Raw genomic sequence first — 26,320 nt, 5'->3', positions numbered from 1 at the left:
CGGCATGAACGCGGAGCCCTCGATGCGCGTCGCTCCGCTCGCCGTCTCGATGGGCGATCCGGCCGGGGTGGGACCGGAGATCATCGCCAAGGCCTGGGCGGCGCGCGAGCCGCACCGGCTGCCGCCGTTCTTCGCCGTGGGCGACGTGCGCGCGATCGAAGCGATATGGTCGGGACCGGTCCGCAGGATCGACTCGCCGACGGACGCGGCGGCGGTGTTCGACGAGGCGCTGCCGGTGATCTCGGTCGCCGATGCAGGCGAGATCACACCCGGCCGGCCCGATCTCGACTCGGCCCGCTGCGCGCTCGAATCGCTCGAGCTGGCGGTCGGCCTCACCCGCTCGGGCGCGGCGAGTGGGCTGGTGACGGGTCCCGTCTCCAAGGCGCAGCTCTATCGCATCGGCTTCACCCACCCCGGCCAGACCGAGTTCGTCGCCGAACGCTGCGGCATCGCCAAGCAGAATGCGGTGATGATGCTCGCCGGGCCGACGCTGCGCGTGGTGCCGATCACCACCCATATCCCGCTCGCCGAGGTGACGAACCACCTCTCGATCGAGCTGATCGTCGCCAAGGCCCAGGCGACCGCACGCGGCCTCTCCCGCAATTTCGGGATCGAGCGCCCGCGCCTCGCCTTCGCCGGCGTCAACCCGCACGCGGGCGAAGGCGGCGCGATCGGGCGGGAGGAGATCGAGCTGATCGAACCCGCGATCGCGCGTCTGATCGAAGAGGGCATCGACGCCGTCGGCCCCTTCGCCGCCGACAGCATGTTCCACGCCCGCGCGCGTGCCGGCTATGACGCGGCACTCTGCTGCTACCATGATCAGGCGCTGATCCCGCTCAAGGCGCTGCATTTCGACGAAGGCGTCAACATGACGCTGGGCCTGCCGATCGTGCGCACCTCGCCCGATCACGGCACCGCCTTCGGCATCGCCGGCCAGAACATCGCCGAGCCGGGTGCGATGACCGCCGCGATCGGCCTCGCCGCCGAGGCGGCCGCGCGCCGCGCCGCCCAGCACCAGCCGACTTGAGCGCCCTCCCCCCTCTTCGTGAGGTCGTGGCGCGCTACGGCCTCAGCGCCAGCAAGGCACTCGGCCAAAACTTCCTGTTCGATGGCCAGCTCCTCGCGCGCATCGCCGCGGTGCCGGGCGATCTTGATGGACAGGAGGTGCTGGAGATCGGCCCGGGTCCCGGCGGCCTCACCCGCGCGCTGCTCGCCGCCGGCGCAGGGGTGACGGCGATCGAGCGCGACCGCCGGTGCCTCCCGGCGCTCGCCGAGCTTTCCGACGCCTATCCGGGCAAGCTCAAGGTGATCGAAGGCGACGCGCTGGAGATCGAGGCGCCCGCGCTGTTCGCGGGCAAGCCCCACATCGTCGCCAACCTGCCCTACAACGTCGGCACCGCGCTGCTGGTCGGCTGGCTGTCGGCCAGTTGGCTGCCATGGTGGCGGAGCCTGACGCTGATGTTCCAGAAAGAGGTCGCCGACCGTATCGTCGCCAGGTCCGGCGACGATGCCTACGGCCGCCTTGCCGTGCTGGCGCAGTGGCGCTCGACCGCGCGGATCGCGATGCCGGTCCACCGCTCCGCCTTCACGCCGCCGCCGAAGGTGATGTCGGCGGTGGTCCATATCACGCCGCGCGAGGCGCCGGAGGGTGTCGAGCTCGGCAAGCTGGAGGCCCTGACCGGCGCGGCCTTCGGCCAGCGACGCAAGATGCTGCGCCAGAGCCTGCGCAGCGTGTCCGGCGCACTGGAGACGCTCGATCGGCTCGGCATCGATCCCACCCGCCGCGCCGAGACCGTCAGCGTCGACGAATTCGTGGCGCTGGCGCGCGCGCTGAGTTAATCCATTCCGTCATCCCGGCCTTCGCCGGGATCTCAGGCGAAGGCGCGATACGGCACGAGATCCCGGCTTCTGCCGGGATGAGGGAATGGGGCTTCAGTTCTTCGCGACCGTGTTCGGCTTGACCGGCGTCGTCTGCGCTGCCGTCACCGGGGGCCCCTTGGCGATCGAGGCGGCAAGCGTCGTCGCGTCCGGACAGGCGCTCTTGGCGCACAGCTTGCGGATCTTCGCGAGATTCTCCTTTGCCCGCTCGACCGCTCCCTTGGCGACCAGCGCCTCACCCTGACCACGCAGCGCCGCGACATCGTTGGGTTCGAGCAGCAGCGCCTCGCGGTAGAGGCGGATCGCCTTGCCGTCGAGCTTCTGCGTCCGCGCGATCTCGGCAAGCACGATGAAACCCTGACGGTTGCGCGGATCGACCGCGAGCGCCGTCTCGATCAGATCGGTCGCGCCCTGGAGATTGCCCGCCGCGCGCGCCGCCCTGCCCTTTTCGAGCAGCGTCATCGAGCGTGGATCGATCTGATCGTCGGGCCGCTGGCCATGCAGCGCGGTCGAGACGGTGAGCAGGGTGAGGCCAAGCGCGGCCGCAACCGAGGTGTAACGCATGACGGACTCCCAGAGGGGCATTTGCCGAAAGGCTAGCACGGGCGAATCAGCCGCGCGACAAAAAAGCCGTCGGTTCCATCGTGGTGCGGGGTGAGTCGGAGGCCCGGACCGCGCGGACGACCGACAGGCAACGAGAACGGTTCCGTCGTCCAGCCGGGGTGACGGGCGAGGAAAGCCTCAACCTGCCCCGCGCCCTCGGCGTCGAGCAGCGAGCAGACGACATAGGTGAGCGTTCCGCCCGGCCGCACCAGCGCCGCGCCGACATCGAGCACATGCGCCTGCGTCGCGACGCGCCGCTCGATCCGCGCCGGAGTCAGCCGCCAGCGCGCCTCGGGGTTGCGCCGCCAGGTGCCGGTCCCCGTGCAGGGCGCATCGACCAGCACCGCGTCCGTGCCGTCGAGGAGATCGGCGAGCATCGCCACTTCCCGCCCCGGATCGAGCAGGCGCATCTCGGCGATCGTCACCCCGGCCCGCTCCGCCCGCGGTGGTAACTTGGACAGGCGCGACCGGTCGACGTCGCAGGCGATAATCCGTCCCTGGTTCTCCATTGCCGATGCGAGCGCCAGCGTCTTGCCGCCGCCGCCGGCGCAGAGATCGACCACCGTCATCCCCGGCCGGGCCTGGGCCGCCAGCGTGACGAACTGGCTTCCCGCATCCTGCACCTCGACTGCGCCGACAGAGGCATCGACGTTCGTGCCCGCTGCCAGCCTCAGCCCATCCGGCAATCCCGGGATTGCATCGCCGGCAGGAAGGTCCGCAGGCGCCCGCAGGCGATTGATCCGGACGTCGAGCGGCGCACGCGCGACCAGCGCCGCGCGCTCCTCTTCCGGAATGCCGGATTGCTCCAGCACGATCTCCAGCCAGTGCGGCGCGACCCCGGGCTCCGCAACGGCTTCGCCCGACGCGATCGGCGCCGGCCCATGCCTGGAACCGTCGAACATGGCCGCGACGTCGGGATTGCGGCCGGCGAGCAGCAGCATCGCCGCCCGTCCGCTTTCCGGCCGCTCGCCGGCGAGGCGGATCGCATCATAGACCAGCTCGCGCACCGCCCGCCGGTCCTTGGAACCGGCATAGCGCCGCTCGGCGAAATAGCGCGCGACCAGCGTGTCCGCCGCCGCCCCCGCATCACGCGCTGCGGCGATGATGAGGTCGAGCAGCTCGATCGCCGCCTGGGTACGCGCGGCGGGAGTCATAACTCACCGAGTCGGATAATTGGGCGCCTCGCGCGTGATGGCGACGTCGTGGACATGGCTCTCTCGCAGGCCGGCGTTGGTGATGCGAACGAACTTCGCGCGCTGCTGTAGCTCGGCGATCGTATGCGAGCCGGTATAGCCCATCGCCGCCTTCACGCCGCCGACGAGCTGGTGGATGACGTCGCGCGCCGGTCCCTTGAACGGCACCTGACCCTCGATGCCTTCGGGCACCAGCTTGAGCTGGTCCTTGATGTCCTGCTGGAAATACCGGTCGGCCGATCCTCGCGCCATCGCGCCGACCGAGCCCATGCCGCGGTACGACTTATAGGCGCGCCCCTGGTAGAGGAAGGTCTCGCCCGGCGCCTCTTCGGTGCCGGCGAGCAGCGATCCGATCATCACGCTCGATGCGCCTGCCGCCAAAGCCTTGGCGATGTCGCCCGAGGTGCGGATGCCGCCGTCGGCGATCACCGGCACGTCCGACTTGGCCGCTTCCTCGGCGGCGTTCATCACCGCGGTGAGCTGCGGCACGCCGACGCCGGCCACCACGCGCGTGGTGCAGATCGAGCCGGGTCCGATGCCCACCTTTACCCCGTCCGCCCCTGCATCGATCAGCGCGCGCGTCGCCTCGCCGGTGGCGACGTTCCCGGCGACCACCTGCACCCGGTTCGAGCGCGCCTTCACCCGCTCGACCGCGCGCGCGACGTCGCGGTTATGCCCATGCGCGGTGTCGATCACGATCAGGTCGACCTCGGCGGCGATCAGCGCCTCGGTGCGTTCGAAACCCTTGTCACCGACCGTGGTCGCCGCGGCGACGCACAGCCGCCCGGCCTCGTCCTTGGTCGCCTCGGGATAGAGCACCGCTTTCTCGATGTCCTTGACGGTGATGAGGCCGATGCAGCGATAGTCGTCGTCGACCACCAGCAGCTTCTCGATGCGGCGCTGGTGGAGCAGGCGCCGCGCCTCGTCCTGGCTGACGCCCTCGCGCACCGTGGCGAGATTGTCGCGCGTCATCAGCTCGCGCACCGGCTGGCCCGGATTGCCGGCGAAACGCACGTCGCGGTTGGTGAGAATGCCGACCAGCTTCCCGCCGGGCTCGGTCACCGGGATGCCGCTGATGCGATGGCGCTCCATGAGCGCCTGCGCCTCGCTCAAGGGCGCATCCGGCCGGATCGTGATCGGATTGACGACCATCCCGCTCTCGAAGCGCTTGACCGCCGTGACCGCGGCGACCTGCTCCTCGATCGACAGGTTGCGGTGGAGCACGCCGATACCACCCAGCTGCGCCATCACGATCGCCATCGCGCCCTCGGTCACCGTGTCCATCGCCGAGGAGAGGACCGGGATGTTGAGGCTCAGGCTGCGACTGACCCGGGTGCGGGTGTCGGCCTGGCTCGGCAGCACTTCGGATTCGGCGGGCAGCAGCAGGACATCGTCGAAGGTCAGACCGAGGGGGATGTCCATGGGGCGCCAAATCCTGTCGAATCGAAGGTTGGCGGCCCATGTAAACGCAGCCATCCGGAAGCGCTAGGGGTGGCTCAGCGCTCCGCCCGCTCGATCAGCGCCCGCGCCTGCTCGACGTGCATCGCCTCGATCATCCGATCGCGGAAGCGCTCGGCCCCGCCGGTCGCGGCCTCGATCAGCGCGCGGGCGTCGGCCAGCTCCTCCGCCGTCGGGCCGAACGCCTCGGCGGCGATCGCGATCTGGTTCGGGTGGATCAGGCTCTTGCCGTCGAAGCCCATCGCCCGCCCTTCACGACATTCGGCGGCAAGTCCCTCGGGATCGTCGAGCGCGTTGAACACGCCGTCGATCGCCCAGCCTGCGCTCGCCCGCGCGGCGAGGACGATGGTCTGGAGCGCCAGCGTGAGGCCGGCCCGGCCGCTCGGGATGCCGAGCGTCGCGCGCAGATCGTTGACCCCGGCGATCAGCCCCGCGACGCCCGGCGCCGCGGCGATGTCGGCGGCGGCGAGCACGCCGAGCGGCGTCTCGATCATCGCCAGCAGCGGCTTGGCCGAGGCGGCGGCGATGCGAGCAGCCTCCTCGGCGGTCTCGACCTTCGGCACCACAGCGAAATCGGCGAGCGATCCCGCAACCGCCGTGAGGTCCGTCTCATGCTCGGCCGCGTCGCCGCCGTTCACCCGGATCGCGACCAGCCGGGGCCCGAAACCCTCCGCCGCCGCCGCGACCGCGGCTCTCCTCGCGTGGCCCTTGTCCTCAAGCTTCACCGCATCCTCGAGGTCGAGGATCACCATGTCGACGGCGAGCTCCCGCGCCTTCGCGATCGCGCGCGGGTTGGAGGCGGGCAAGAAGAGCGCTGTGCGCGGGGCGAGGCGTCGGGATGTGCTCATGCCACGCTTATGCTAGCACATGGGCGAAGCCGCCAGCGGGAGTCGCCGGCGCGCAGGGGCCTGACGCCATGGAACTCACCGCCGCCGCCTTCATCCTGGCGCTGGTCGTCTTCTACCTCGCAGCGAGCATCAAGATCGTCCGCCAGGGCTATCAATATACGATCGAGCATTTCGGCCGCTTCACCAGCGTCGCCGCGCCGGGATTCAACTTCTATCCCGCCTTCTTCTACCGCGTCGGCCGCCGCGTGAACATGATGGAGCAGGTGATCGACATCCCGGGGCAGGAGATCATCACCAAGGACAATGCGATGATCTCGACCGACGGCGTCGTGTTCTTCCAGGTGCTCGACGCCGCCAAGGCCGCCTATGAGGTGTCGGACCTCTATGTCGCGCTGCTCCAGCTCACCACCACCAACCTGCGCACGGTGATGGGGTCGATGGACCTCGACGAGACGCTGTCGAAGCGCGACGAGATCAACGCGCGGCTGCTCTCCGTGGTCGATCACGCGACGACGCCGTGGGGCGTCAAGATCACCCGCGTCGAGATCAAGGACATCCGCCCGCCCGCCGACATCGTCAACGCGATGGGCCGGCAAATGAAGGCGGAGCGCGAGAAGCGCGCCAACATCCTCGACGCCGAGGGCGCGCGCGCCGCCGAGATCCTGCGTGCCGAGGGCCAGAAGCAGTCGCAGATCCTCGAGGCCGAGGGCCGCCGCGAGGCCGCGTTCCGCGACGCCGAGGCCCGCGAGCGCTCCGCGGAGGCGGAAGCGAAGGCGACCCAACTGGTGTCCGAGGCGATCGAGGCGGGCAGCAGCCAATCGCTCAACTATTTCATCGCGCAGAAATATGTCGAGGCGATCGGCCAGTTCGCGACCTCGCCCAACGCCAAGACCATCCTGTTCCCGGTCGAGGCGACCCAGCTGATCGGCACGCTCGGCGGCATCGGCGAGCTCGCCAAGGACGCGCTGGCCCAGCTTCCGGCCAGGATGCCCATCCCGCCGTCCGCGCGCAAAGGCCCGTCCGAGGAGCGGCAGGGCTGAACATGGCCGATTGGTTCGATCATCTCGGCGGCTGGTGGCTGATCCTGGCGGTGGTGCTCGCCATCGCCGAGATTGTCGCGCCGGGCGTGTTTCTGATCTTCCTCGCGGCCGCCGCCGCGATCATGGGCGTGCTCGCGATCATCTTTCCCGACATGCCGGTCACCGTGCAGCTGATCGGCTTCGCGGCCTGGTCGGCGGTGGCAGTGCTGGTCGGGCGGCGCTTCTACCGCGACTATCCGGTCGAAACCGCCGATCCGCTGCTCAATGATCGCATGGCGCGGTTGATCGGAGAGACGGTGGTCGTCACCGAGGCGATCGAGCATGGCCGAGGGCGGGTGAAGGTCGCCGACGGCGAATGGCCGGCACGCGGGCCCGATACGCCGGCCGGAGCGCGGGTGCGCGTCACCGGTGCCGACGGCACATCGCTGCGCGTCGAGCCGGTCCCTGCCATCGAGGGCAGGGCGGGATAGGCGACAGCCGCCGGTCCCGCCTCCTCGCTTACTGCTTGTTGCCGAGCAATCCGCCGAGCTGGCCGAGGATGTTGCCGATCCCGCCTTGCTCCGCCGTACCCTGCTCCGCGTCGCCCTGCTGACCCATGAGTCCGCCCAGGCCGCCGGCCAGCGAGCCGAGCGCGCCACTCTGCGTCAGGATGGTGGCATAGTTGGCGAGCGACCCCTCGCCGCCGATATGGCCGATGATCTGGTTGAGGATGTCCGGCGACAGGCCGGTGGCGCCCTGCGCGACCTCGACGGTATCACCCGGATCGGTGTGCGCCTGCGCCAGTGCGCCGATCGCGGCAGCCGCGGCGTCCTGCGGGATGCCGACCTTCTGCGCCAGATCGGCGACATCGACATGTTGGCTTATCTGAGAAACCAGTCCGTCAAGCATTCCCATTGCGGTCACTCCATAATCCCCCGGTTCGTTACAAATAGCATCATGACGCTTTGCCGACGAGCGCCCGATGTCATCGATTCGTCGTGCAATCGAAATGAAAACCGGTCATTATCGCCATGGGCGGGGAAAAACGGAGGAAGCTCATGGGCATTTTCTCGGCAATCAAGAACGCGATTTGGGGACATAAGGCGGCCGCCCCCGCGCCGGCGCCACAACCCCAGGCGGCACCGGCCGCCACGGCGGCGGCTCCGCAACCTCAGCCCGCGCCGCAGCCGGCCGCGGTCGATATCGAGGCCGTGCTGACACAGATGCAGGCCGAGAAAGGCACGCACCTCAACTGGCAGAGCTCGATCGTCGACCTGATGAAGCTGGTCGGCATGGATTCGAGCCTCGACGAGCGCAAGGAGCTCGCCAAGGAGCTGGGCTATACCGGCGAGCTCAACGGCAGCGCCGAAATGAACATCTGGCTGCACAAGCGCGTGATGAAGGAACTCGCCGCAAACGGCGGCAAGGTTCCCGCCTCCATGCTCGATTAGGGCAGTGGCGCCAGGTCCGGCGCGACGAATCCGCGTCGCGCCGGAACCGAGAACAGCAGCTCACGAGAATAGAAGCCGAGCGGCCAGTCCCGCCGTCCCATCGGGCTCGCCAGCAGCGCGTTGACCCTGGCAGCGAGCGCTCGTTCATGCGTTCCGCGCAGGAACAGCCGCACACCCGCGACGAACGCGCGGGTGATGCTGTCGTGATAGCCCTCGCCGTCGTCGTTCACGCCGCCGACACTTTCGTTATAGCGACTGATGATCCCGGCGATCTCGGCATCGACGTCGATGTCGGGACGCTCGGTCAGCAGCCACAAGCAGGCGGCAAGGTGCGCCTCGTGCGTCCATTCGGCGCGCGGCAGCGTGCACGCGAGCAACCCTTCGCCGACATGGCGGACGGCGGCATCGTCGGCGAAGGGGCGGAAGGGAAGCTCGGTCATCGTCTCGGGGCTCTCTTGGAGAGGAGGCCCGATCGGATGACCGGGCCGGTCAGGCGGCGACGGCCGCCCGGCTGATCTGGGGCGCCGCTTGCAGCACCGCCTCGTCGACATGATCCGCGAATTGAGCGAAGTTCTCGACGAACTGCTCGACCAACCGCGCGGCGGTTGCGTCATAGTCGGCCTTGTCAGCCCACGTCTCGCGCGGATCGAGGATCGCCGGATCGACGCCCGGCACCGCCACCGGCACCGCAAAGCCGAAGTTCGGGTCCTGGCGGAACGCCGCGTCCTTCAGCGACCCGTCGAGCGCGGCGCCCAGCAGTGCGCGCGTCACCTTGATCGGCATCCGCCGCCCGACACCGTACTTGCCGCCGGTCCAGCCGGTGTTGACCAGCCAGCAATCGACCCCGCCCCTGGCGATCCGCTCCTTGAGCAGATTGCCGTAGACCGAGGGGTGCCGCGGCATGAACGGCGCGCCGAAACAGGTCGAGAAGGTCGCCTCGGGCTCGGTCACGCCGATCTCGGTGCCGGCGACGCGCGCGGTGTAGCCCGACAGGAAATGATACATCGCCTGATCGGGTGTCAGCCTGGCGATCGGCGGCAGCACGCCGTAGGCGTCCGCGGTCAGGAACACGATGTTGCGCGGCACCGGTCCCAGGTTCTTCGCGCTAGCATTGGGAATGAAGTCGATCGGATAGGCGGCGCGGCTGTTCTCGGCGAGGCTGTTGTCGTCGAGGTCGAGCTCGCGTGTCGCCGCGTCCATCACCACATTCTCGAGCACGGTGCCGAAGCGCTTGGTGGTCGCGTAGATCTCGGGCTCGGCCTCGGGCGAGAGGCGGATCATCTTGGCGTAGCAGCCGCCCTCGAAGTTGAAGACCGCCTCGTCCGACCAGCCATGCTCGTCGTCGCCGATGAGGGTCCGGCTGGCATCGGCCGACAATGTGGTCTTGCCGGTACCCGACAGACCGAAGAACACCGCGGTGTCACCGTCCGGCCCGATATTGGCCGAACAGTGCATCGGCATGATGCCCGCGGCCGGCAGCAGATAGTTGAGCAGCCCGAACACCGACTTCTTCATCTCGCCGGCATAGGCGGTGCCGCCGATCAGGATCAGCTTTTCGGTGAAGCTCACCGCGATCACCGTCTCGCTGCGGCAGCCGTGCCGCTTGGGGTCGGCGTGGAAGCTCGGCAGGTCGATGATCGTGTATTCGGGTTCGAAGCCGGCGAGTTCCTTCGCCTCGGGCCGCACCAGCATCGTGCGGATGAACAGATTGTGCCAGGCGAGCTCGTTGATCACGCGGACGTGGACGCGGTGCCCCTGCTGCGAGCCGCCGTACAGATCCTGGACGAACAGCGTGTCCTTCGCCGCCAGCGCCGCGAGGAAATCCGCCTTGAGGTTGGCGAAGGCAGCCGGGTCCATCGGCTGGTTGGTCCTGCCCCACCAGACGGTATCCCGGGTCATGGCGTCGCGGACGATGAACTTGTCCTGCGCCGACCGCCCGGTGTGCCGGCCGGTGGCGACCACCAGCGGGCCGTCTTTGGCGAGCCGGCCCTCGCCGCGGCGGAGCGAATGCTCGACGAGCGGGGCGGTGACGAGATTCCAGTGAATTGTGGCGCCGGTCTCGATTCCAAGCCGATCGAGTCCGATACGCGGCGTGCGCTCGGTCAATTTCAGTCTCCTCAACGGCGCCTCTCTCGGAAAGCGCCTTCTCCTGTTCTTTTATGTCTCGGCGCATATCGGTCGCTCCGCGCCGGGTCAAACCGCTGCCGGTTGAGCCGTGCGCGACTTTGGACTAGCCCTGACGGCCATGACGGCAACCATTGCGCTGGTCGACGACGATCGCAACATCCTCACCTCGGTTTCGATCGCTCTCCAGGCCGAAGGGTTCCTGACGCGCGTCTATTCGGACGGGGAGACCGCCCTGAAGGCGCTGGTGGAGAATCCGCCCGACCTCGCGGTGCTCGACATCAAGATGCCGCGGATGGACGGGCTCGAGCTGCTGCGGCGCCTGCGCGAGAAGAGTGCGGTGCCGGTGATCTTCCTCACCAGCAAGGACGACGAGCTCGACGAGGCGCTCGGCCTCGCCATGGGCGCCGACGACTATATCGCCAAGCCGTTCAGCCAGCGTCTGCTGATCGCCCGCATCCGCGCGATCCTGCGCCGCACCGAGGCGGTCGGCGGCAGTCCGGGCGAGGGAGAGGCTGAGCCGCCGCCCGCCCTCGAACGCGGCCGGCTGACGATGGACCCGGCCCGCCATCGCGTCCTCTGGGACGGCAAGCCCGTCACGCTCACCGTCACCGAATTCATGATCCTGGAGACGCTGGCGCAGCGGCCCGGCATCGTGAAGACGCGCAACCAGCTGATGGACGCTGCCTATCACGACGACATCTACGTCGACGACCGCACTATCGACAGCCACATCAAGCGCGTCCGCCGCAAGTTTCGCGAGGTCGATCCCGATTTCGACGCGATCGAGACGCTCTACGGCGCGGGCTATCGCTTCGCCGAAGAGTGATGGCGCTTCGCCGAGGAGTGATGGCGGCCGAAACGGCCCATCCCGGCGAACGCGATCTGGCGCTGTCATGGTCGGCGCGGGTTTCGCTCACGCCGCGCATCCTGGCGGTCAACATCTTCGCGCTGGCGCTGCTCGCCGGCGGCTTCTTCTACCTCGATTCCTACCGCAGCCGCATCCTCGACAGCCGGCTGGCGCAGGCGAGCCGTGAGGCGCGGCTGATGGCCGACGCGCTCGCCGCGGCACCACCCGAACATCGCGACAAGCTGGTGCTCACCTTCGCGCGCGATACCGGGGCGCGGGTGCGGCTCTACGACACGCGAGGCAAGGTCGTCGCCGACACCCGTGAGATGGGATCGCGCAACGCCGTCCTGGTCGACCCCGACAAGGAAGGATGGCAGCAGGATGCAGCCCGCTTCCTGGACGCGGTGATCGACACCGTCGTCGGCGCCCAGCGCGCGCCGCTGTTCCGCGAGCGGCGCGGCGATCGCGGGCTCGAATGGCCCGACGTGCAGGCCGCGCGCGATCCGGCGATCACCCATGCCAGTGTCTGGCGCGCGCCCGACCGCACGCCGGTGATCACCGCCGCCGCAAGCTATGGCGAGGGCACCGTCTTCACCGTCAGCAACGCCCGCGATGTCACCCAGACCGTCCGGGTCGAACGCTTCCGCCTCAGCGTCGTGCTGGCGATCGTCTCCGCGGTCTCGATCCTGCTCTCGCTGTTCCTGGCGCGCACGATCGTGCGTCCGCTCCGCCGGCTCGCCCGCGCGGCGGTGCGCGTGCGGCTGGGGCGTGCGCGCGAGGTGGTGGTGCCGCGCCTCCCCTCCCGCCGCGACGAGATCGGCCTGCTCGCCCGTGCGCTGTCCGACATGAGCGGCGCGCTGCGCCACCGCATCGATGCCACCGAGGCCTTCGCCGCCGACGTGACCCACGAGCTCAAGAACCCGCTCGCGTCGCTGCGTTCGGCGGTCGACGGGATCGCCAACGTCCGCGACCCCGAGCTCCAGGGCCAGCTGATCGCGGTGATCCGAGACGACGTCCACCGCCTCGACCGGCTGATCACCGACATCTCCGAGGCTTCGCGCCTCGATGCCCAGCTCAGTCGCGCCAAGTTCGAGCCGGTCGACGTCGGCGCGATGATCGACGCCCTGCTCGTCCAGCGCCGCGAGCGCGGAGTCGAGCGGCGCGTGCGCATCCGTTTCGATCGTCGGACATCGGAACCGCTGCTGGTGCTCGGCGAAGGCTCGCGGCTGGAGCGGGTGTTCGAGAATCTGATCGACAACGCCCTCTCCTTCTCTCCCGACGGCGGCCTGATCACCATCGCCGCGCGCGAGGACGACGGCGAGCTCGAGATCCGGGTCGAGGACGAGGGGCCGGGTGTGCCGGAGGACGAACGCGAATCGATCTTCCGCCGCTTTCATTCGGTCCGGCCGCACGACGAGGCGTTCGGCAAGCATTCCGGACTCGGCCTCGCGATTGCGCGGACCATCGTCGAAGGGCATGGAGGCCAGATCATGGTCGAATCGCGCGAAGATCGGTTGAGCGGCGCCCGCTTCGTCGTGCGCCTGCCGCTTGCCTCATGACCGAGCTTTCGTCCGAAACCATCCACGCAAGCTGCGTCGCGATCGGCACCGTCGCGGTGCTGATCGAAGGCAAGTCGGGCGCAGGCAAGTCCGACCTCGCGCTGCGCCTGATCGATCGCGGAGCGAAGCTGGTGAGCGACGATTACACCGTCCTCGTTCGGCGAAGGGGCGTCCTGCTCGCCCGACCGCCCGTCAATCTCGCCGGCAAGATGGAGGTGCGCGGGATCGGCATCGTCGAGATGGACCATGTCGAGGACGTGCCGGTCGGCCTGATCGTCGCGATCGAGGAGGAGCCGCCGCGGATGCCCCCGGACGAACGCAAACGCCGCTTCGCCGGCGTCGAGCTGCGCGAGATCGCCCTGCCCTCGCTCGAGCCCTCCTCGGCGATCAAGGTCGAGCTCGCGCTGAAGCAACGGGTCGATCCGCGATGAACCATACTCCCAAGGCCATCCTGCTCGTCACCGGCATGTCCGGCGCCGGCAAGTCAACGGTGCTGCGCACGCTCGAGGATCTTGGCTGGGAGACGGTCGACAATCTGCCGCTTCGCCTGCTCGACCGGTTGCTGGCGACGGCACTGCCCGCCGGCGAGCATGACAACCGCCCGCTCGCGGTCGGCTTCGGGGCGCAGACGCGTGGCTTCGACGGCGAACGCATCGTCCAGAACATCAAGCGGCTTCGGGACACCGGCGATTACGAGATCGGAACCTTGTTCCTCGACTGCGCCGGAACCGAGCTCGAGCGCCGCTATTCGGAGACGCGGCGGCGCCATCCGCTCGCCACCGATCGTCCGGCGACCGACGGCATCGCCCGCGAGCGCGAGTTGCTGACGCCGCTGCGCCGTTGGGCGAATCGCGTGATCGACACCACCAACGTCGGCACCAACGAGCTGCAGCAGATGATCCGCCGCGATTTCGGCGGACGGGGCCTGGGCGAGCCGGTGCTGTCGGTGATGTCCTTCGGCTATGCCCGCGGGCTGCCGCGCAACGCCGACCTCGTCTTCGACATGCGTTTCCTGCGCAATCCGCACTGGGTGGAGGAGCTGCGCCCCGGTACGGGGCTCGACCGCCCGGTCGCGGACTATATCGCCGGCGATCCGGCCTATGCCGACGCCGTTCCGGCGATCGAGGACTTGCTGCTGCTGCTTCTCCCGCGCTATCGGGCCGAGGGCAAATCCTATGTCACGATCGGGATCGGCTGTACGGGGGGAAGACATCGCTCGGTCCACATCGCCGAGCGGATCGCCGCAAGGTTGCGCGAGGCGGGTTTTTCGCCCACGGTGACTCATCGCGATCTCGGAACCGCGCCGCAGGACTCGCTTGAAGATCGACCCGCACCTGGATGACACCGAACGGAGACAATGACCGCATGATCGGCCTCGTTCTGGTGACGCACGGGCGACTCGCCGTGGAGTTCGTGACGGCGATGGAGCACGTCATCGGCAAGCAGACGGCGATCGCTTCGATCTGCATCGGCCCCGAGGACGACATGGAGGCACGCCGCGCCGACATCGCCAAGGCGATCGCCAAGGTCGACGACGGCAGCGGGGTGATCGTGCTCACCGACCTGTTCGGCGGCACGCCGTCCAACCTCGCCATCTCGCTGATGGTGCCGGGGCGGATCGAGGTGATCGCCGGCATCAACCTGCCGATGCTGATCCGCCTGGGCGGCGCGCGCAAGGCGATGAAGGTGGCCGAGGCCGTCGCGGCCGCGCGGGACGCCGGGCGCAAGTACATCTCTGTCGCATCCGAGGTGTTGGGAGAGGCCGCAGCTTGAAGGTCAGCCGGACCGTCCGCATCGTCAATCGCCGCGGCCTCCATGCGCGCGCCAGCGCCAAGTTCGTCACCCTCGCCTCGTCCCAGCCGATCGAGATCCTGGTCCAGAAGGACGGATCGAGCGTCACCGGCACCTCGATCATGGGCCTGATGATGCTGGGCGCGGCGATGGGCGACGAGATCACGATCAGCGCCACTGGCGAGAACGCCGAAACCGCTGTCGCCGCGCTCGCCGAGCTGGTCGAGCAGCGGTTCGGGGAGGATTAGAATCCCTCTCCCATTGGGAGAGGGTTAAGAAAAGCCAATGCCTCGCGAGATCACCGCTTTCTCCAATCCCCTCATCAAGCGCGTCCGTAACCTGCGCGACAAGCGGCACCGGCGCGAGGAAGGCCGATTCCTCGCGGAAGGGCTGCGCATCCTGACCGAAGCGCGGGAGGCGGGCCGGCTACCCGAGCATCTCTTCTTCGCCGATGACGGCCATGCGCTCGTCCAATCGCTGATCGCCGCCACCGAAGCCGCCGGCGGCGAGGCGATCGCGACTACGCCCGACATCCTCTCCAAGCTTTCCGGCAAGGACAATCCCGGTGCGGTGATCGGCGTCTATCCCGAGTTCGCGACCGCGCTCGACGCCCTCGACCGTACCGCCGCCCCGATCTGGCTGGTCGCCGAGCGGCTGCGTGACCCCGGCAATCTCGGCACGATCCTGCGCACCGGCGACGCGGTCGCGGCGGGCGGGCTGATCCTGCTCGACGAATGCGTCGATCCTTTTTCGGTCGAGGCGGTGCGTGCCAGCATGGGTGCGCTGTTCACCGTTCCGGTCACCCGCGCCCCCTGGGAGGAGTTCCACGCCTGGCTCCGCTCAGGCCCCGGCCAGCTCGTCGGCCTCAGCCTCGACACCAGCAACGACTATCGCGCGGCGCGCTATCAGGCGCCGACCTTCCTCCTCACCGGCAACGAGGCGCAGGGTATGCCCGACCATATGGCGGCCGAATGCGACCTGTTGGTCAAGATCCCGATGCTCGGCAAGGCCGACAGCCTCAACGCCGCCGTGGCGACCGCGGTCATGGCCTATGAGGTGCTGGCGCAGGTACGCTAGCGCACGCGTTGCCCCGTTCGGGCTGAGCTTGTCGAAGCATTGTCCTTCTTCTCTTCCGGGCCGGAGAAAGACAGCCCTTCGACAAGCTCAGGCGAACGGTAGGGATGTCATGATCCGTCGAACCCGCAATGAATATGGGGGACAGTCCGCGTTCACGATCGTTGCGCCAACGAGACGGACGAGGAGAAGGACGCCATGAGAATTCTGCTGCCGCTGCTCGCCGGAACCTTGCTGCTCGCCACGTCCGCGCTCGCCGAGGAGCGCGGCACCGCCTATCGCGCGGCCGGCACCGAACCATTCTGGTCGCTGACCATCGACCGAACCACAATCACCTATCACCCTATCGAGGGCCGTTCCATCAAAGTTCGCAAGCCGCGCCCGATCATCGGCATCAACGGCGAACTCTACCGCACCCGCACGATGACGGTCGACATCACCCACGTCCAATGCAGCGACAGCATGAGCGACCGGCGCTACACCGACACCGTGCGCGTGACGATCGGTCGCCGCACGCTGAACGGCTGCGGCGGCGAGGTGGTGACCGAAAACAGCAATCTCGCCGGCACGCGCTGGTCGATTATCGCAGTCGACGGACAGCCGGTCCGGCTGGAGCCTCGCGTCAACCATATCCGCTTCACTGCCGACCGTATCGAAGGCCGCGCCGGCTGCAACGGCTTCGGCGGCACCTATCGCTTCATACGCGACGGACTCCTGAGACCCGGCCTGATCACGGCAACGCAGATGGCCTGCCCCGGCCACGCGATGAAGGTCGAGTCGCACGTTCTCGCCGTACTGACGTCGCCGGTGCGGCTACATTGGGGCCGCGACACGCTGGCGCTCGCCAACGAGGCAGGCAGCATCACTCTGCGGCGCGAACGTTAGGCTCCTCCCCTTCCTCCTCCTCCGCAGCCGGCAGCAGCGCCACGTCGACGACGGTCGGCTTGGCAAGCGCGTCAACCGTTTCGACATTTTCGATCTCGCGCGCCCCGGTGCCGACGCTGAGATCGCGGAAACGTCGGGCAGACACCAGCACGCGCCCCTCGAAGCTCGCGACGAACTTATTGTAGTTGTCCACCGCCGAATTGAGCCCGCCTCCAACACGCCGCAGATGCGTCGCCGCCACCGCGAGCCGCTCGTGCAACTCCTTGCCGAGCGCGTCGACCGCCCGTGCCTCCTCGACCAGCTTCTCCTGCCGCCAGATGTTGGCGACGGTGCGCGCGATCGCGACCAGGTTGGTCGGCGTCGCCAGCAGCACCTTGCGCTCGATCGCCCATTCCCACAGCTGCGGATCCTGCTCGAGCGCGGCAAACAGGAAGTGCTCGCCGGGAATGTACATCACGACATAGTCGGCGGCGTCGCCGAACTTGTCCCAATAGCTCTTGGAACCGAGCTGCTGGGCATGGTTGCGCACCGACGCGGCATGGGCGCGCAACGCTGCCGTCCGCGTCTCGTCGTCGATGGCGTCGCTCGCATCTAGGAAGGCATTGAGCGAGCACTTCGCGTCGACCACCAGCCGCCGCCCGCCCGGCATCCGCACGATCACGTCGGGCCGCAGCACGCCGTCATCGCTGTTAACCACCACTTCCTGCTCGAAATCGACGAACGGAGAAAGCCCCGCCTGCTCCAATACGTTCTTCAGCGACTGCTCGCCCCAGCGCCCGCGCGCCTTGGGGCTGGTCCGCAGCGCGTTGACCAGCCGCGCCGTCTCCTCGCGCACCTGGCCTTGCCCGGCGCGCACCTGCTCCACTGCTTCGCGCAGGCCGGCATAGCTGTCGATCCGGTCACGCTCGACCTTGGCCAGCCCTTCTTCATATCGTTTCAACGTGATCTCAACCGGCGCCAGCAAGGCCTTGATCTTGGCTTCGTTCGCTTCGCCGGCCTGGCCGAAACGCTCGTCCGCGCGCTTGAGGAAATTCGCCTGCGCCTCGCTCAGCATCGTCTGCGCGGTCTCGCGGAACTGGCCGACCATCGCCTCGCGCGCTGCCTTGAACTCGGCGAGCCGGTCCTCGAAGGCGCTCGCCTTGGTCTTGAGCTCCATCAGTTCGAGCCGGGCGATATCGCGCTCGCGGGTGGTGATCTCCAGCGCCTCGCGCAGCTCGGGCATCTCGCGCACCCGCTCGGAGGCGACGGCTAGGTCGGCGATCGCTGCCTTGAAATCGGCCTCGCGCATGTCGCGCTCCGCCCGCGCCTGAGCCACGCCGCGATTGCCGAGAAACCAGCCGAGCGCCACGCCGATGGCCAGGGCAACCGGGATCAACAGAACGGCGGTGGTGCTCATCATATCTCGCGCAAATCGGAACAGAGAGCGAACTTACCTGCCCGCCGCCGGATCGACAAGCGGAACGTCACACGCCCGGCGGAGTTTGCGACGGCATGAGACCGGTTATCGTCCTGTCGCTGTCATGCCTGATCGCAGGGTGTTCGCCCCCGGCAAGTGACAACGCGGCCGACGCGGCTGCCAACGCTCTCACCGCGACGGTGCCTCCGCTCCCGCCGGCAGAGCCGCCGCGCACGACGCCGACTGCTTCCAGTTCGGCCCGACCCGGCGCCAGCCTTCCGCCGGCGAATGCGGAGTATCGCTATGTCGGAACATGGGCGGCAAAGCCAGAGCTCTGCCGCTCCGGCGCGTGGAGATTCGACCAGCGCCACCTTGCCACCGCAGGCGAGGTCTCCTGCGACTTCGATAACGTCGAGCGCGTCGCGGGCGGCTATGACATCGCGGCGACTTGCTATGCGGAGGCGCCCGCCGTCAAGGAGGGGATCACCCTTCGCTTCGCCGAATCGGCCAAGGCGATGATGGTCGAATCGAAGATCTTCCAGCCGATCGGCTTGATCTACTGCGGCACCTAGAGTCTGTTTCAGCGAGGTTGAAACTGTAGCGGGCTGGCCCGCTCCAGCGAAGCTGAAAACGACTCTAGCGCCTGTCGGACGACACGAAAGTCCGTGCTCCTGCTAAAACAGGAACATGGCCAGGATCGGCTCTACGCGGCCGCCTTGCGCGCCTTCGCCAGCTTCTTCACGATCATGTCGCGCTTGAGCCGCGAGAGGTGGTCGATGAACAGCACTCCGTTCAGATGGTCGATCTCGTGCTGGATGCAGGTCGCCAACAGCCCGTCGAACTCCTCCTCGTGGGAAGCGCCATCGCGGTCGAACCATTTCACCCTGCATCGCGCCGGCCGCTCGACCTCGGCATATTGCTCGGGGATCGACAGGCAGCCCTCGTTGTAGGTCGCGGTCTCTTCGCTGGTCCAGCTGAGCTCGGGGTTCACGAACGCCCTGGGGTCGCGCACCGGCTCGCCCTCGGGCTCCTCCGGCTCCTGCAGGTCGATCACCACCACCCGCTGGAGCACGCCCACCTGCGTCGCGGCGAGACCGATGCCGCGCGCGTCGTACATCGTCTCGAACATGTCGTCGATCAGGGCGCGCGTCTCGTCGGTGATCTCCGCGACCGGCGCGGCCACGTCGCGCAGGCCCGGATGGGGAATCTCGAGGATCGTCATTACCGTCATGCGGCCGAGCTAAGCCTCCCGCCCATGAGCGTCAAGCGAGCGCTGAAGGAGGTGGCTACGCCACCGGCCGGCGGGCGCGCAATGCCTGCGCCAGCGTGCCCTCATCGAGATAGTCGAGCTCGCCGCCCACCGGCAGACCGTGGGCGAGCTGGGTCACGCGCACCGGATAGGTTTCGATCCGCTCGGCGATGTAATGAGCAGTGGTCTGCCCTTCCAGAGTCGCGTTCATCGCCAGCACCACCTCGTCGATGCCGCCCGCCGCGATGCGCCGGATCAGGCCATCGATCGCGAGGTCCTCCGGCCGCACGCCCTCCAGCGCCGACAGCCGTCCGCCGAGCACATGAAATCGCCCGGGGAACAGCCGCGAGCGTTCCAGCGCCCAGAGATCGGCGACCTCCTCGACCACGCACAGCGATCGCGCATCCCGCCGCGGATCGGCGCAGACCGCGCAAGGGTCGGTGGTATCGACGTTGCCGCAGGTCGAACAGGTCGACAGCCGCTCGTTCACGGCGGTCAGCGCCGAGAGCAGCGGCCTCAGCGCCACCTCGCGCCGCTTGATGAGATGCAGCACCGCCCGCCGTGCCGAGCGGGGGCCGAGCCCGGGCAGCCTGGCCAGCGCATTGGTCAGCGCCTCGATTTCGGGAGAAGCCATGCGGGAACAGATAGGGGGTTGCGCGCGCCGACGCCACGGTGTCCTGAGGCGCGATGCGGATCATCTTCATGGGAACGCCGGACTTCGCCGTGCCGACGCTCGACGCGCTGGCAGCGGCAGGGCATGACGTCGTCGCGGTCTACAGCCAGCCTCCTCGCCCCGGCGGGCGACGCGGTCAGGCGCTGGTGCCCTCGCCGGTACACGCGCGCGCCGAAGCGCTCGGCATCGAGGTGCGCACGCCGGCGAGCTTGCGCGATGCCGAGACGCAGGCCGAGTTCGCGGCACTGGACGCGGATGCAGCCGCGGTCGCCGCCTATGGTCTGATCCTGCCGCGGCCGGTGCTGGATGCGCCGCGGCACGGTTGCCTCAATGTCCATGCCTCGCTGCTGCCGCGCTGGCGGGGCGCGGCACCGATCCAGCGCGCGATCCTGGCGGGCGACGCCGAGACCGGCGTGGGGATCATGCAGATGGAAGCCGGGCTCGACACCGGCCCGGTACGTGCCGAGGCCCGCACACCGATCAATGCGAAGACCGCCGGCGAACTCACCGCCGAGCTTGCGGCAATGGGCGCGGCGCTGATGGTCAAGGTGCTTGCCGATCTCGACGGTCATCCACCGGTGCCGCAGCCGGAGGACGGCGTTACCTATGCCGCGAAGGTCGACAAGGCCGAGTGGCGCCTCGACTTCACCCGGCCGGCCGAGGCGGTCGAGCGGCAGGTGCGTGCGTTCAACCCGCCCGGCGCTTTCTTTGAGGTCATGGGTGAGCGGGTCCGCGTGCTCGCCGCAGAGCCGACGGCGGCAAGCGGACCGGCCGGAACCGTGCTCGATGAAAGGCTGACGATCGCCTGCGGATCGGGTGCGATCCGGCCGACGCTGGTCCAGCGCGCCGGCCGCGGCGTCATGACGTCGGATGAGTTGCTGCGGGGCTTCGCCGTGGCGCAGGGGACCGAACTCGCATGACCCGTTTCGCGCTGACGATCGAATATGACGGCCGCCCCTTCATGGGCTGGCAGGTCCAGGATCACGGCCCCAGCGTCCAGGAGGCGATCGAGCGGGCGGCCCATGAGATCACCGGCGAGGAGGTGCTGGTCCAGGCCGCCGGCCGCACCGACACCGGCGTCCACGCCACCGGAATGCGCGCCCATTGCGACATCGCCAAGCCGCTCACGCCTTTCCGCCTGATGGAGGCGCTCAACGCACGCCTTCGCCCCGCCCCGATCGCGATCCTCGGCTGCGAGGTCGTACCGGACGATTGGCACGCCCGCTTCTCTTGCATCGCACGCCACTATGAATATCGCATCATCGTGCGCCGCGCCCCGCTCACCTTCGAGAGGGGGCTCGCCTGGCGCATCCACGCTCCGCTCGACGCGGCGGCGATGGCCGCGGCTGCCGCCCACCTCGTCGGTCGACACGACTTCACCACCTTCCGCTCGGCGCATTGCCAGGCCGACAATCCGCTGCGCACGCTCGACCGGCTGGAGGTGGAGGCAAAGGGCGATCGCATCACCATCCACGCTTCGGCGCGCTCGTTCCTGCATCATCAGGTGCGCTCGATGGTCGGCTGCCTGACGCTGGTCGGCCAGGGCAAGTGGCGTCCCGACGACATGCGCCGCGCGCTCGAAGCGCGCGACCGCGCCGCGCTCGGCCTCAACGCGCCGCCGGACGGACTCTATTTTATCCGCGCCGATTACCCCTGACGGCTGAATGCCGCCGCCAGCTCGACATGGGTCGACCAGTTGAACTGACCGACCGGCTGCACCCAGTCGAGACAATAACCGCCTTCACATACAATCTTGGTATCACGCGCGAAACTACTGGGGTTACACGATATATAGGCGATCTTAGATGTCCGTGCAGCTGCGAGCTGCACCGCCTGCTCGCGTGCGCCGGCACGCGGAGGATCGAGCACGATCGCGTCGAACCGGTCGAGCTCGGCCGGAACCAGCGGCCGCCGGAACAGGTCGCGATGCTCCGCGAACACCGATCGCCCCGCCTGCCCTGCCGCTCCTTTGATCGCCAGCACCGCGTCGCGCGCCGCCTCTGCGGCATAAACCTTGCCGGGTAGAGCGAAGGCGAAGGTACCGAGCCCGGCGAACAGGTCGGCAGTGGTCACCGCTCCATCCACCGCCTCGCGCACCGCCGCGACCAGCGCCGCCTCGCCATGCGCGGTTGCCTGGAGGAAGCTCGCCGGCGGGAAGGGGACGGGCACGCCCCCGAGCGTGACCGTCACCGGCTCGGGCTCCCAGCGGACTTCCGGTCCCATGCCCTCGTCCACCGCCAGCCGCGCCAGCCCGTGCCGCCCGGCGAAGGCAATGATCTCCTCCACGGCCGGCAGGCTCTCGGCAATCCGCGCCTCGATCAGGAGGTCCGGCCCGCGATCGGTCAATGCAAGATGCACGTTCGCCCGCCCGTGCTTCGGCATCAGCGTCGCCAGCAGCTTCCTGAACGGCGCCAGAAGGGCGAACAGCTCGGGCGCGAGCACCCAGCATTCGGCCATGTCGACGATGCGATGGCTGGCATTCTCGGTAAAGCCGAGCAGCACCTGCCGCCCGCGCCGCTCGGCGTGCAGCGTCGCGCGACGACGCGTGCGCGGCGGCGACAGCACCGGCGGGCGGATCGGCGCCGTCAGCCCCTGCGCCGCAAGCGCCCCGGCGATCCGGTCATATACGAAAGAGGAATAGCTTTCTTCATCAATATGTTGAAGCTGGCACCCACCACAGGATGGAAAGTGACGGCAGGGCGGCGTCTGATGATGGGCACCCGGTTCGATGCTGCCGTCCGGCCGGACCATGTCACCGGGAGCAGCCAGAGGGACGTGGCGCCCCTCCGTTGTCACGCCGTCGCCGCGCGCGGCGACCCGCACGATCGTGTCGGTCACAGGCACTCCGCAACCGCCTGGCGGAGAGTGTCGATCAGTTCGTCCGCGATGAACACCGGTCCCGCGATCTCTGCCGCACGGTTGTGCAGCCACACCGCCTCATCCGCCGAGCCGCCGGCGGCCATCCGCCCTGCGATCAGTCCAGCGAGAACGTCGCCCGTCCCCGCGCTCGCCAGCCACGACGGCGCCGCCGCCGCGACGACGACACGGCCTTCGGGCGAGGCGATTACCGTATCCGCACCCTTGTGGACGATGGTGCAGCCGCTCGCCCGGGCCGCCGCGAGCGTACGCTCGATCTTGTCTCCTTCGCCCTCGCCGAACATGCGCGCGAACTCGCCCGAATGGGGCGTCAGCACCGTCGGCGCCGGCCGCGAGCGCAGCCGTTCGGACGCGTCGCCGCCCAGAATCGACAGCGCATCCCCGTCCAGGACCAATGGCGACCCGCTCGCGATCGCCCGGTCGAGCAGGTCCGTATCGCCGCGTCCCAGCCCCGGCCCGATCACCAGCGCCCCGACCCGCTCGTCAGCGAACAATCTCCCGGCTTCGCGGTGGACGAGCGCATCCGGTCCACCCTCGGCACCGGTGACTACGACATAGCCGGCACAGCGCATCGCCGCCCGTGCCGCCAGCCGTGCCGCGCCGGGCATCGCGCCCGCGATCACCCCGACCATTCCGCGACTGTACTTGTGCGCATCCGGCCGCGGCGCGGCGAACCGGGGTCGGGCGATCGTCCGCCAGTCCATCGGCACCGTCACGCCGATGTCGGCAAGCAGCACATGGCCGCTCCGCGCGATTCCCCGTCCCAGCACATGCTCCGGCTTCAGCGCCCCCAGCGCGACCGCGACATGGGCGTCGAGCCCGTCGCCTTCGGTAGTGACGCCGGAGGGGATATCGATCGCGATGACCAACTCGGCCGCGCGGGTCAGCTGCGCTAGGGGTTCTGCCACCTCGGACGCCAGCGGGCGCGCGATGCCGGTGCCGAACAGCCCGTCGACGAGCACCGGCCGCGCCGTCGCCTCGATCAGAGTCTTCGACCCCCGGGTCCAGCGCGTCCGCATCCGCGCCGCCGAGCCTTCGCCCTTTCCGGGGAGTTCCGCCACGGTGACGTCATGGCCTCGCTCGGCCAGCCAGCCTGCCGCCACCCAGGCGTCGCCGCCATTATTGCCCGGTCCGGCAAGCACCAGGATCCGTCGTCCCCCCGCCAGCCGCGCCACTTCGCGTGCGACCAGCGTGCCGGCCCGCTCCATCAGCTCATCCTGCGAGACGCCGCTCGCGAACACCGCCTCCTCCGCCGCACGCATCGCCGCGGCGGTGACGATCGGCGCCCCTTCCGGAAGCCGCCTCATCGCGTCGGAATCGGCCCCACCGTTGCCGGCAGCCGATAACGCGCTCCGCCGATCGCGACCTCGATCGTCCTGGAGTCGACCACGCTCACCTCGACCGGCTCCGCCCCATCGGCTGCGACGACGCCGCGCCCGTCTCCTGTCGTGCGAAGGCGATGGAAGCCTCCGCCCGGCTGATGAACGGTCAGGACCAGCCCTTCGTCCGAACGGGTACGGTCGACCGCGCACACGCGCGCAAAGCCCTGCGCTCCTGGTGGGGCGCACTCGATCCGATCGCCAGCCGCCCGTCCGGCACCGGCGGTCGAGTCGGGATTCGATCCCTGCCCGCACGCGGCGAGCAGCAGCGGCAGAGCGAGGCTAAATATCCGCGTAGACATGGCGTTCGGCGGCCGCTCCCGGGTGCGTGACAGCCCCCTTGTACGCCGGACCGACCGTTTGCGAATAGCGCCACAGCGCGCCCGCCTGGTAATCGTTGACCCGAGCCTCCCAGCGCGCGCGGCGCTCGGCGAGCACCGCCTCCTCGACCAGCAGGTCGATCGTACCGGCTTCGGCATCGATGCGGATCGGATCGGCGTCCTCGACCAGCGCGATCGGGCCGCCGTCCGCGGCCTCCGGCCCGACATGGCCGATGCAGAAGCCGCGCGTCGCTCCGGAGAAACGCCCATCGGTGATCAACGCGACGCTCTCGCCCATGCCGAGCCCGTACAGGGCGGCGGTGGTGGCGAGCATCTCGCGCATTCCCGGACCGCCTTTCGGCCCCTCGTAGCGGATCACGATCACGCAACCCTCGGCGATGTCGCGCGCCTCGACCGCGGCGAAGGCGTCCTCCTCGCAGTCGAACACCCGCGCCGGCCCCTCGAACTGGAGATGATGGAGCCCCGCGACCTTCACGATCGCCCCGTCCGGCGCCAGCGTCCCGCGCAGACCGACGACGCCGCCGGTGGGCGTGATCGGGGTCCGGGCGTCGTAGATCACCTTCTGGTCGGGATTCCACGTCACCTGCTCGATGTTCTCGCCGAGCGTCCTGCCGGTGACGGTGATGCAGTCGCCGTGGAGCAGCCCCTCGGCGAGCAGCGTCTTCATCAGCATATAGACGCCGCCCGCCTCGTACATGTCCTTGGCGACATACTGGCCACCCGGTTGCAGGTCGGCGCAGTAAGGTGTTGATTTGAATATCTCCGCTACGTCGAACAGATCGAACTCGATCCCCGCCTCGTTGGCCATCGCCGGAAGGTGCAGCGCCCCATTGGTCGAGCCGCCGGTCGCGGCGACGATGCGCGCGGCATTCTCGAACGCCTCGCGCGTGCAGATGTCGCGCGGACGGATGTTGGCGGCGAGCAACTCCATCACCTGCACGCCGGCGGCATGGGCGACCTGTTCGCGCGAACTATAAGGAGCCGGCAGCATATTGCTGTTTGGCAAGGACAATCCGATCGCCTCGCCGACACAGGCCATCGTGTTGGCGGTATATTGCCCCCCGCAGGCGCCATGCCCCGGGCAGGCGACCTTCTCGAGCGCATGGACCTCCTCGATCGGACAGGTGCCGGCGGCATAGCGCCCCACCACCTCGAACACGTCCTTGACGGTGACGTCGCGGCCCTGGAACCGGCCGGGCAGGATCGACCCGCCGTAGACGAAGATCGATGGCACGTTGAGCCGCAGCATCGCCATCATCATGCCGGGCAGCGACTTGTCGCATCCGGCGAAGCCGACCAGCGCATCATAGCAATGGCCGCGCACACTGAGCTCGATCGAATCGGCGATCACCTCGCGGCTGACGAGCGACGCCTTCATCCCCTGGTGTCCCATGGCGATGCCGTCGGTGACGGTGATGGTGTTGAACCGCCGCGGCAGCCCGCCGCCGGCCTCCACCCCGCCGCGGCACGCGTCCGCCTGGGGATCGAGCATGGTGTTGCACGGCGCGCTGTCGTTGCCGGCACTGGCGATCGCGACGAAGGGCCGCGCGATCTGCTCCTCGGTGAGCCCCATCGCATAGTAATAGCTGCGGTGCGGAGCGCGTTCGGGCCCGACCGAGACATGACGGCTGGGCAGGCGGGATTTGTCGAATTGATGAGCCATGACGCGGCG

30 protein-coding genes are annotated in these 26,320 nt (G+C 68.7%); 16 read left to right on the top strand and 14 right to left on the bottom strand.

The genetic code is table 11. The annotated features are described in order from the left end of the window. Positions 1 to 22: 22 nt before the first annotated feature. Both pdxA and rsmA read left to right on the top strand, forming a co-directional pair. Positions 23 to 1,027, top strand: coding sequence for a 4-hydroxythreonine-4-phosphate dehydrogenase PdxA (gene pdxA, locus ACMGER_RS09725; RefSeq protein ID WP_436811953.1), 1,005 nt, complete (start codon positions 23 to 25; stop codon positions 1,025 to 1,027). Further along, on the top strand, positions 1,024 to 1,839 hold the full coding sequence (gene rsmA / locus ACMGER_RS09720; protein ID WP_436811952.1) for a 16S rRNA (adenine(1518)-N(6)/adenine(1519)-N(6))-dimethyltransferase RsmA: 816 nt from the start codon (positions 1,024 to 1,026) through the stop codon (positions 1,837 to 1,839). Before pdxA ends, rsmA begins: the two co-directional genes overlap by 4 nt. Before the next feature lie 93 nt (positions 1,840 to 1,932). Here the strand turns inward: rsmA and ACMGER_RS09715 are convergent, their stop codons facing one another. The 4 genes from ACMGER_RS09715 to ACMGER_RS09700 form a co-directional block, all read right to left on the bottom strand. Next, complete coding sequence (locus ACMGER_RS09715; RefSeq protein ID WP_436811951.1) at positions 1,933 to 2,442, bottom strand: tetratricopeptide repeat protein; 510 nt, start codon at positions 2,440 to 2,442, stop codon at positions 1,933 to 1,935. Positions 2,443 to 2,474: 32 nt separating this feature from the next. After that, a complete protein-coding gene (locus tag ACMGER_RS09710) occupies positions 2,475 to 3,635 on the bottom strand; it encodes an RsmB/NOP family class I SAM-dependent RNA methyltransferase (protein WP_436811950.1) in 1,161 nt (386 codons plus the stop codon). A 3-nt stretch (positions 3,636 to 3,638) separates the two neighbouring features. Next, positions 3,639 to 5,096 (bottom strand): IMP dehydrogenase, encoded by a 1,458-nt coding sequence (guaB, locus tag ACMGER_RS09705; RefSeq protein ID WP_436811949.1) that lies wholly within the window; start codon positions 5,094 to 5,096, stop codon positions 3,639 to 3,641. A 74-nt stretch (positions 5,097 to 5,170) separates the two neighbouring features. Continuing rightward, positions 5,171 to 5,980 carry an HpcH/HpaI aldolase/citrate lyase family protein gene (locus tag ACMGER_RS09700; RefSeq protein ID WP_436811948.1) on the bottom strand — a complete coding sequence of 270 codons (810 nt, stop codon included), beginning with the start codon at positions 5,978 to 5,980 and terminating at the stop codon, positions 5,171 to 5,173. Positions 5,981 to 6,048: 68 nt separating this feature from the next. Between ACMGER_RS09700 and ACMGER_RS09695 the strand changes: the two genes are divergently transcribed. Together ACMGER_RS09695 and ACMGER_RS09690 are read left to right on the top strand one after the other, a co-directional pair. After that, a complete protein-coding gene (locus ACMGER_RS09695) occupies positions 6,049 to 7,020 on the top strand; it encodes an SPFH domain-containing protein (RefSeq protein WP_436811947.1) in 972 nt (323 codons plus the stop codon). A 2-nt stretch (positions 7,021 to 7,022) separates the two neighbouring features. Continuing rightward, positions 7,023 to 7,490, top strand: coding sequence for an NfeD family protein (locus ACMGER_RS09690; protein ID WP_436811946.1), 468 nt, complete (start codon positions 7,023 to 7,025; stop codon positions 7,488 to 7,490). Between the two features lie 28 nt (positions 7,491 to 7,518). Here ACMGER_RS09690 and ACMGER_RS09685 read toward each other — a convergent pair whose 3' ends face one another. Beyond that, complete coding sequence (locus tag ACMGER_RS09685; protein ID WP_436811945.1) at positions 7,519 to 7,914, bottom strand: hypothetical protein; 396 nt, start codon at positions 7,912 to 7,914, stop codon at positions 7,519 to 7,521. 143 nt (positions 7,915 to 8,057) lie between these two features. Between ACMGER_RS09685 and ACMGER_RS09680 the strand changes: the two genes are divergently transcribed. After that, positions 8,058 to 8,450 (top strand): DUF3597 domain-containing protein, encoded by a 393-nt coding sequence (locus tag ACMGER_RS09680; protein ID WP_436811944.1) that lies wholly within the window; start codon positions 8,058 to 8,060, stop codon positions 8,448 to 8,450. Here the strand turns inward: ACMGER_RS09680 and ACMGER_RS09675 are convergent. Both ACMGER_RS09675 and ACMGER_RS09670 read right to left on the bottom strand, forming a co-directional pair. Next, on the bottom strand, positions 8,447 to 8,890 hold the full coding sequence (locus ACMGER_RS09675; RefSeq protein WP_436811943.1) for a hypothetical protein: 444 nt from the start codon (positions 8,888 to 8,890) through the stop codon (positions 8,447 to 8,449). The two genes, ACMGER_RS09680 and ACMGER_RS09675, sit on opposite strands and share 4 nt — an antisense overlap. A gap of 49 nt (positions 8,891 to 8,939) precedes the next feature. Beyond that, the gene (locus ACMGER_RS09670; protein ID WP_436811942.1) at positions 8,940 to 10,556 is read right to left on the bottom strand and encodes a phosphoenolpyruvate carboxykinase; all 1,617 of its coding nucleotides are present in this window, start codon (positions 10,554 to 10,556) and stop codon (positions 8,940 to 8,942) included. A 139-nt stretch (positions 10,557 to 10,695) separates the two neighbouring features. Between ACMGER_RS09670 and ACMGER_RS09665 the strand changes: the two genes are divergently transcribed. The 8 genes from ACMGER_RS09665 (at position 10,696) to ACMGER_RS09630 (ending at position 16,733) form a co-directional block, all read left to right on the top strand. Continuing rightward, positions 10,696 to 11,403, top strand: a complete 708-nt coding sequence (locus tag ACMGER_RS09665; RefSeq protein WP_436811941.1) for a response regulator — start codon at positions 10,696 to 10,698, stop codon at positions 11,401 to 11,403. Between the two features lie 20 nt (positions 11,404 to 11,423). Next, a complete protein-coding gene (locus ACMGER_RS09660; protein WP_436811940.1) occupies positions 11,424 to 12,983 on the top strand; it encodes a sensor histidine kinase in 1,560 nt (519 codons plus the stop codon). Next, positions 12,980 to 13,414: an HPr kinase/phosphorylase gene (locus ACMGER_RS09655; protein WP_436811939.1), complete on the top strand. Its 435-nt coding sequence runs from the start codon at positions 12,980 to 12,982 to the stop codon at positions 13,412 to 13,414. The genes ACMGER_RS09660 and ACMGER_RS09655 overlap by 4 nt, the downstream gene beginning before the upstream one ends. Next, a complete protein-coding gene (gene rapZ, locus ACMGER_RS09650) occupies positions 13,411 to 14,325 on the top strand; it encodes an RNase adapter RapZ (protein ID WP_436811938.1) in 915 nt (304 codons plus the stop codon). The genes ACMGER_RS09655 and rapZ overlap by 4 nt, the downstream gene beginning before the upstream one ends. A gap of 23 nt (positions 14,326 to 14,348) precedes the next feature. Further along, entirely contained in the window at positions 14,349 to 14,756 is a 408-nt protein-coding gene (locus ACMGER_RS09645) for a PTS sugar transporter subunit IIA (RefSeq protein WP_436811937.1), read from the top strand. Continuing rightward, entirely contained in the window at positions 14,753 to 15,022 is a 270-nt protein-coding gene (locus ACMGER_RS09640; RefSeq protein ID WP_436811936.1) for an HPr family phosphocarrier protein, read from the top strand. The genes ACMGER_RS09645 and ACMGER_RS09640 overlap by 4 nt, the downstream gene beginning before the upstream one ends. A 37-nt stretch (positions 15,023 to 15,059) precedes the next feature. Further along, positions 15,060 to 15,851: a TrmH family RNA methyltransferase gene (locus tag ACMGER_RS09635; RefSeq protein WP_436811935.1), complete on the top strand. Its 792-nt coding sequence runs from the start codon at positions 15,060 to 15,062 to the stop codon at positions 15,849 to 15,851. Positions 15,852 to 16,046: 195 nt separating this feature from the next. Next, positions 16,047 to 16,733, top strand: a complete 687-nt coding sequence (locus ACMGER_RS09630) for an META domain-containing protein (protein WP_436811934.1) — start codon at positions 16,047 to 16,049, stop codon at positions 16,731 to 16,733. Here ACMGER_RS09630 and ACMGER_RS09625 read toward each other — a convergent pair. Next, the gene (locus tag ACMGER_RS09625) at positions 16,711 to 18,129 is read right to left on the bottom strand and encodes a DNA recombination protein RmuC (RefSeq protein WP_436811933.1); all 1,419 of its coding nucleotides are present in this window, start codon (positions 18,127 to 18,129) and stop codon (positions 16,711 to 16,713) included. The genes ACMGER_RS09630 and ACMGER_RS09625 overlap by 23 nt on opposite strands. 95 nt (positions 18,130 to 18,224) lie before the next feature. Between ACMGER_RS09625 and ACMGER_RS09620 the strand changes: the two genes are divergently transcribed. After that, the gene (locus tag ACMGER_RS09620) at positions 18,225 to 18,701 is read left to right on the top strand and encodes a hypothetical protein (protein ID WP_436811932.1); all 477 of its coding nucleotides are present in this window, start codon (positions 18,225 to 18,227) and stop codon (positions 18,699 to 18,701) included. A gap of 131 nt (positions 18,702 to 18,832) precedes the next feature. On the opposite strand, the gene def is transcribed toward ACMGER_RS09620, so the two are convergent. Together def and recR are read right to left on the bottom strand one after the other, a co-directional pair. Then, entirely contained in the window at positions 18,833 to 19,360 is a 528-nt protein-coding gene (gene def / locus ACMGER_RS09615) for a peptide deformylase (protein WP_436811931.1), read from the bottom strand. Positions 19,361 to 19,415: 55 nt separating this feature from the next. Next, on the bottom strand, positions 19,416 to 20,012 hold the full coding sequence (gene recR, locus ACMGER_RS09610; protein WP_436811930.1) for a recombination mediator RecR: 597 nt from the start codon (positions 20,010 to 20,012) through the stop codon (positions 19,416 to 19,418). A 53-nt stretch (positions 20,013 to 20,065) separates the two neighbouring features. On the opposite strand from recR, the gene fmt reads away from it, so the two are divergent. Together fmt and truA are read left to right on the top strand one after the other, a co-directional pair. After that, complete coding sequence (gene fmt / locus ACMGER_RS09605) at positions 20,066 to 20,971, top strand: methionyl-tRNA formyltransferase (protein ID WP_436811929.1); 906 nt, start codon at positions 20,066 to 20,068, stop codon at positions 20,969 to 20,971. After that, positions 20,968 to 21,708, top strand: coding sequence for a tRNA pseudouridine(38-40) synthase TruA (truA, locus tag ACMGER_RS09600; protein WP_436811928.1), 741 nt, complete (start codon positions 20,968 to 20,970; stop codon positions 21,706 to 21,708). Before fmt ends, truA begins: the two co-directional genes overlap by 4 nt. Here truA and ACMGER_RS09595 read toward each other — a convergent pair. From ACMGER_RS09595 to ilvD, 4 genes are read right to left on the bottom strand one after another with little or no spacing between them, the layout of a single operon-like run. After that, on the bottom strand, positions 21,699 to 22,889 hold the full coding sequence (locus ACMGER_RS09595; RefSeq protein ID WP_436811927.1) for a class I SAM-dependent RNA methyltransferase: 1,191 nt from the start codon (positions 22,887 to 22,889) through the stop codon (positions 21,699 to 21,701). The two genes, truA and ACMGER_RS09595, sit on opposite strands and share 10 nt — an antisense overlap. Further along, positions 22,886 to 24,235, bottom strand: a complete 1,350-nt coding sequence (locus ACMGER_RS09590) for an NAD(P)H-hydrate epimerase (RefSeq protein ID WP_436811926.1) — start codon at positions 24,233 to 24,235, stop codon at positions 22,886 to 22,888. The genes ACMGER_RS09595 and ACMGER_RS09590 overlap by 4 nt, the downstream gene beginning before the upstream one ends. Then, a complete protein-coding gene (locus ACMGER_RS09585) occupies positions 24,232 to 24,609 on the bottom strand; it encodes a hypothetical protein (RefSeq protein WP_436811925.1) in 378 nt (125 codons plus the stop codon). The genes ACMGER_RS09590 and ACMGER_RS09585 overlap by 4 nt, the downstream gene beginning before the upstream one ends. Continuing rightward, positions 24,590 to 26,311 (bottom strand): dihydroxy-acid dehydratase, encoded by a 1,722-nt coding sequence (ilvD, locus tag ACMGER_RS09580; protein ID WP_436811924.1) that lies wholly within the window; start codon positions 26,309 to 26,311, stop codon positions 24,590 to 24,592. The genes ACMGER_RS09585 and ilvD overlap by 20 nt, the downstream gene beginning before the upstream one ends. Positions 26,312 to 26,320: the final 9 nt, after the last annotated feature.

The sequence above is a fragment of the Sphingomonas astragali genome, assembly GCF_051400615.1.
GTDB lineage: Bacteria > Pseudomonadota > Alphaproteobacteria > Sphingomonadales > Sphingomonadaceae > Sphingomonas.
This window is presented reverse-complemented; position numbering and strand designations above follow the sequence as displayed.

Coding starts and splice junctions, on each gene's coding strand:
- pdxA (WP_436811953.1), top strand. CDS start 23: ATGCGCGTCGCTCCGCTCGCCGTCTCGATGGGCGATCCGGCCGGGGTG.
- ACMGER_RS09715 (WP_436811951.1), bottom strand. CDS start 2,442: ATGCGTTACACCTCGGTTGCGGCCGCGCTTGGCCTCACCCTGCTCACC.
- ACMGER_RS09710 (WP_436811950.1), bottom strand. CDS start 3,635: ATGACTCCCGCCGCGCGTACCCAGGCGGCGATCGAGCTGCTCGACCTC.
- guaB (WP_436811949.1), bottom strand. CDS start 5,096: ATGGACATCCCCCTCGGTCTGACCTTCGACGATGTCCTGCTGCTGCCC.
- ACMGER_RS09700 (WP_436811948.1), bottom strand. CDS start 5,980: ATGAGCACATCCCGACGCCTCGCCCCGCGCACAGCGCTCTTCTTGCCC.
- ACMGER_RS09695 (WP_436811947.1), top strand. CDS start 6,049: ATGGAACTCACCGCCGCCGCCTTCATCCTGGCGCTGGTCGTCTTCTAC.
- ACMGER_RS09690 (WP_436811946.1), top strand. CDS start 7,023: ATGGCCGATTGGTTCGATCATCTCGGCGGCTGGTGGCTGATCCTGGCG.
- ACMGER_RS09685 (WP_436811945.1), bottom strand. CDS start 7,914: ATGGGAATGCTTGACGGACTGGTTTCTCAGATAAGCCAACATGTCGAT.
- ACMGER_RS09680 (WP_436811944.1), top strand. CDS start 8,058: ATGGGCATTTTCTCGGCAATCAAGAACGCGATTTGGGGACATAAGGCG.
- ACMGER_RS09675 (WP_436811943.1), bottom strand. CDS start 8,890: ATGACCGAGCTTCCCTTCCGCCCCTTCGCCGACGATGCCGCCGTCCGC.
- ACMGER_RS09665 (WP_436811941.1), top strand. CDS start 10,696: ATGACGGCAACCATTGCGCTGGTCGACGACGATCGCAACATCCTCACC.
- ACMGER_RS09660 (WP_436811940.1), top strand. CDS start 11,424: ATGGCGGCCGAAACGGCCCATCCCGGCGAACGCGATCTGGCGCTGTCA.
- ACMGER_RS09655 (WP_436811939.1), top strand. CDS start 12,980: ATGACCGAGCTTTCGTCCGAAACCATCCACGCAAGCTGCGTCGCGATC.
- rapZ (WP_436811938.1), top strand. CDS start 13,411: ATGAACCATACTCCCAAGGCCATCCTGCTCGTCACCGGCATGTCCGGC.
- ACMGER_RS09645 (WP_436811937.1), top strand. CDS start 14,349: ATGATCGGCCTCGTTCTGGTGACGCACGGGCGACTCGCCGTGGAGTTC.
- ACMGER_RS09635 (WP_436811935.1), top strand. CDS start 15,060: ATGCCTCGCGAGATCACCGCTTTCTCCAATCCCCTCATCAAGCGCGTC.
- ACMGER_RS09630 (WP_436811934.1), top strand. CDS start 16,047: ATGAGAATTCTGCTGCCGCTGCTCGCCGGAACCTTGCTGCTCGCCACG.
- ACMGER_RS09625 (WP_436811933.1), bottom strand. CDS start 18,129: ATGAGCACCACCGCCGTTCTGTTGATCCCGGTTGCCCTGGCCATCGGC.
- ACMGER_RS09620 (WP_436811932.1), top strand. CDS start 18,225: ATGAGACCGGTTATCGTCCTGTCGCTGTCATGCCTGATCGCAGGGTGT.
- def (WP_436811931.1), bottom strand. CDS start 19,360: ATGACGGTAATGACGATCCTCGAGATTCCCCATCCGGGCCTGCGCGAC.
- recR (WP_436811930.1), bottom strand. CDS start 20,012: ATGGCTTCTCCCGAAATCGAGGCGCTGACCAATGCGCTGGCCAGGCTG.
- fmt (WP_436811929.1), top strand. CDS start 20,066: ATGCGGATCATCTTCATGGGAACGCCGGACTTCGCCGTGCCGACGCTC.
- truA (WP_436811928.1), top strand. CDS start 20,968: ATGACCCGTTTCGCGCTGACGATCGAATATGACGGCCGCCCCTTCATG.
- ACMGER_RS09590 (WP_436811926.1), bottom strand. CDS start 24,235: ATGAGGCGGCTTCCGGAAGGGGCGCCGATCGTCACCGCCGCGGCGATG.
- ACMGER_RS09585 (WP_436811925.1), bottom strand. CDS start 24,609: ATGTCTACGCGGATATTTAGCCTCGCTCTGCCGCTGCTGCTCGCCGCG.
- ilvD (WP_436811924.1), bottom strand. CDS start 26,311: ATGGCTCATCAATTCGACAAATCCCGCCTGCCCAGCCGTCATGTCTCG.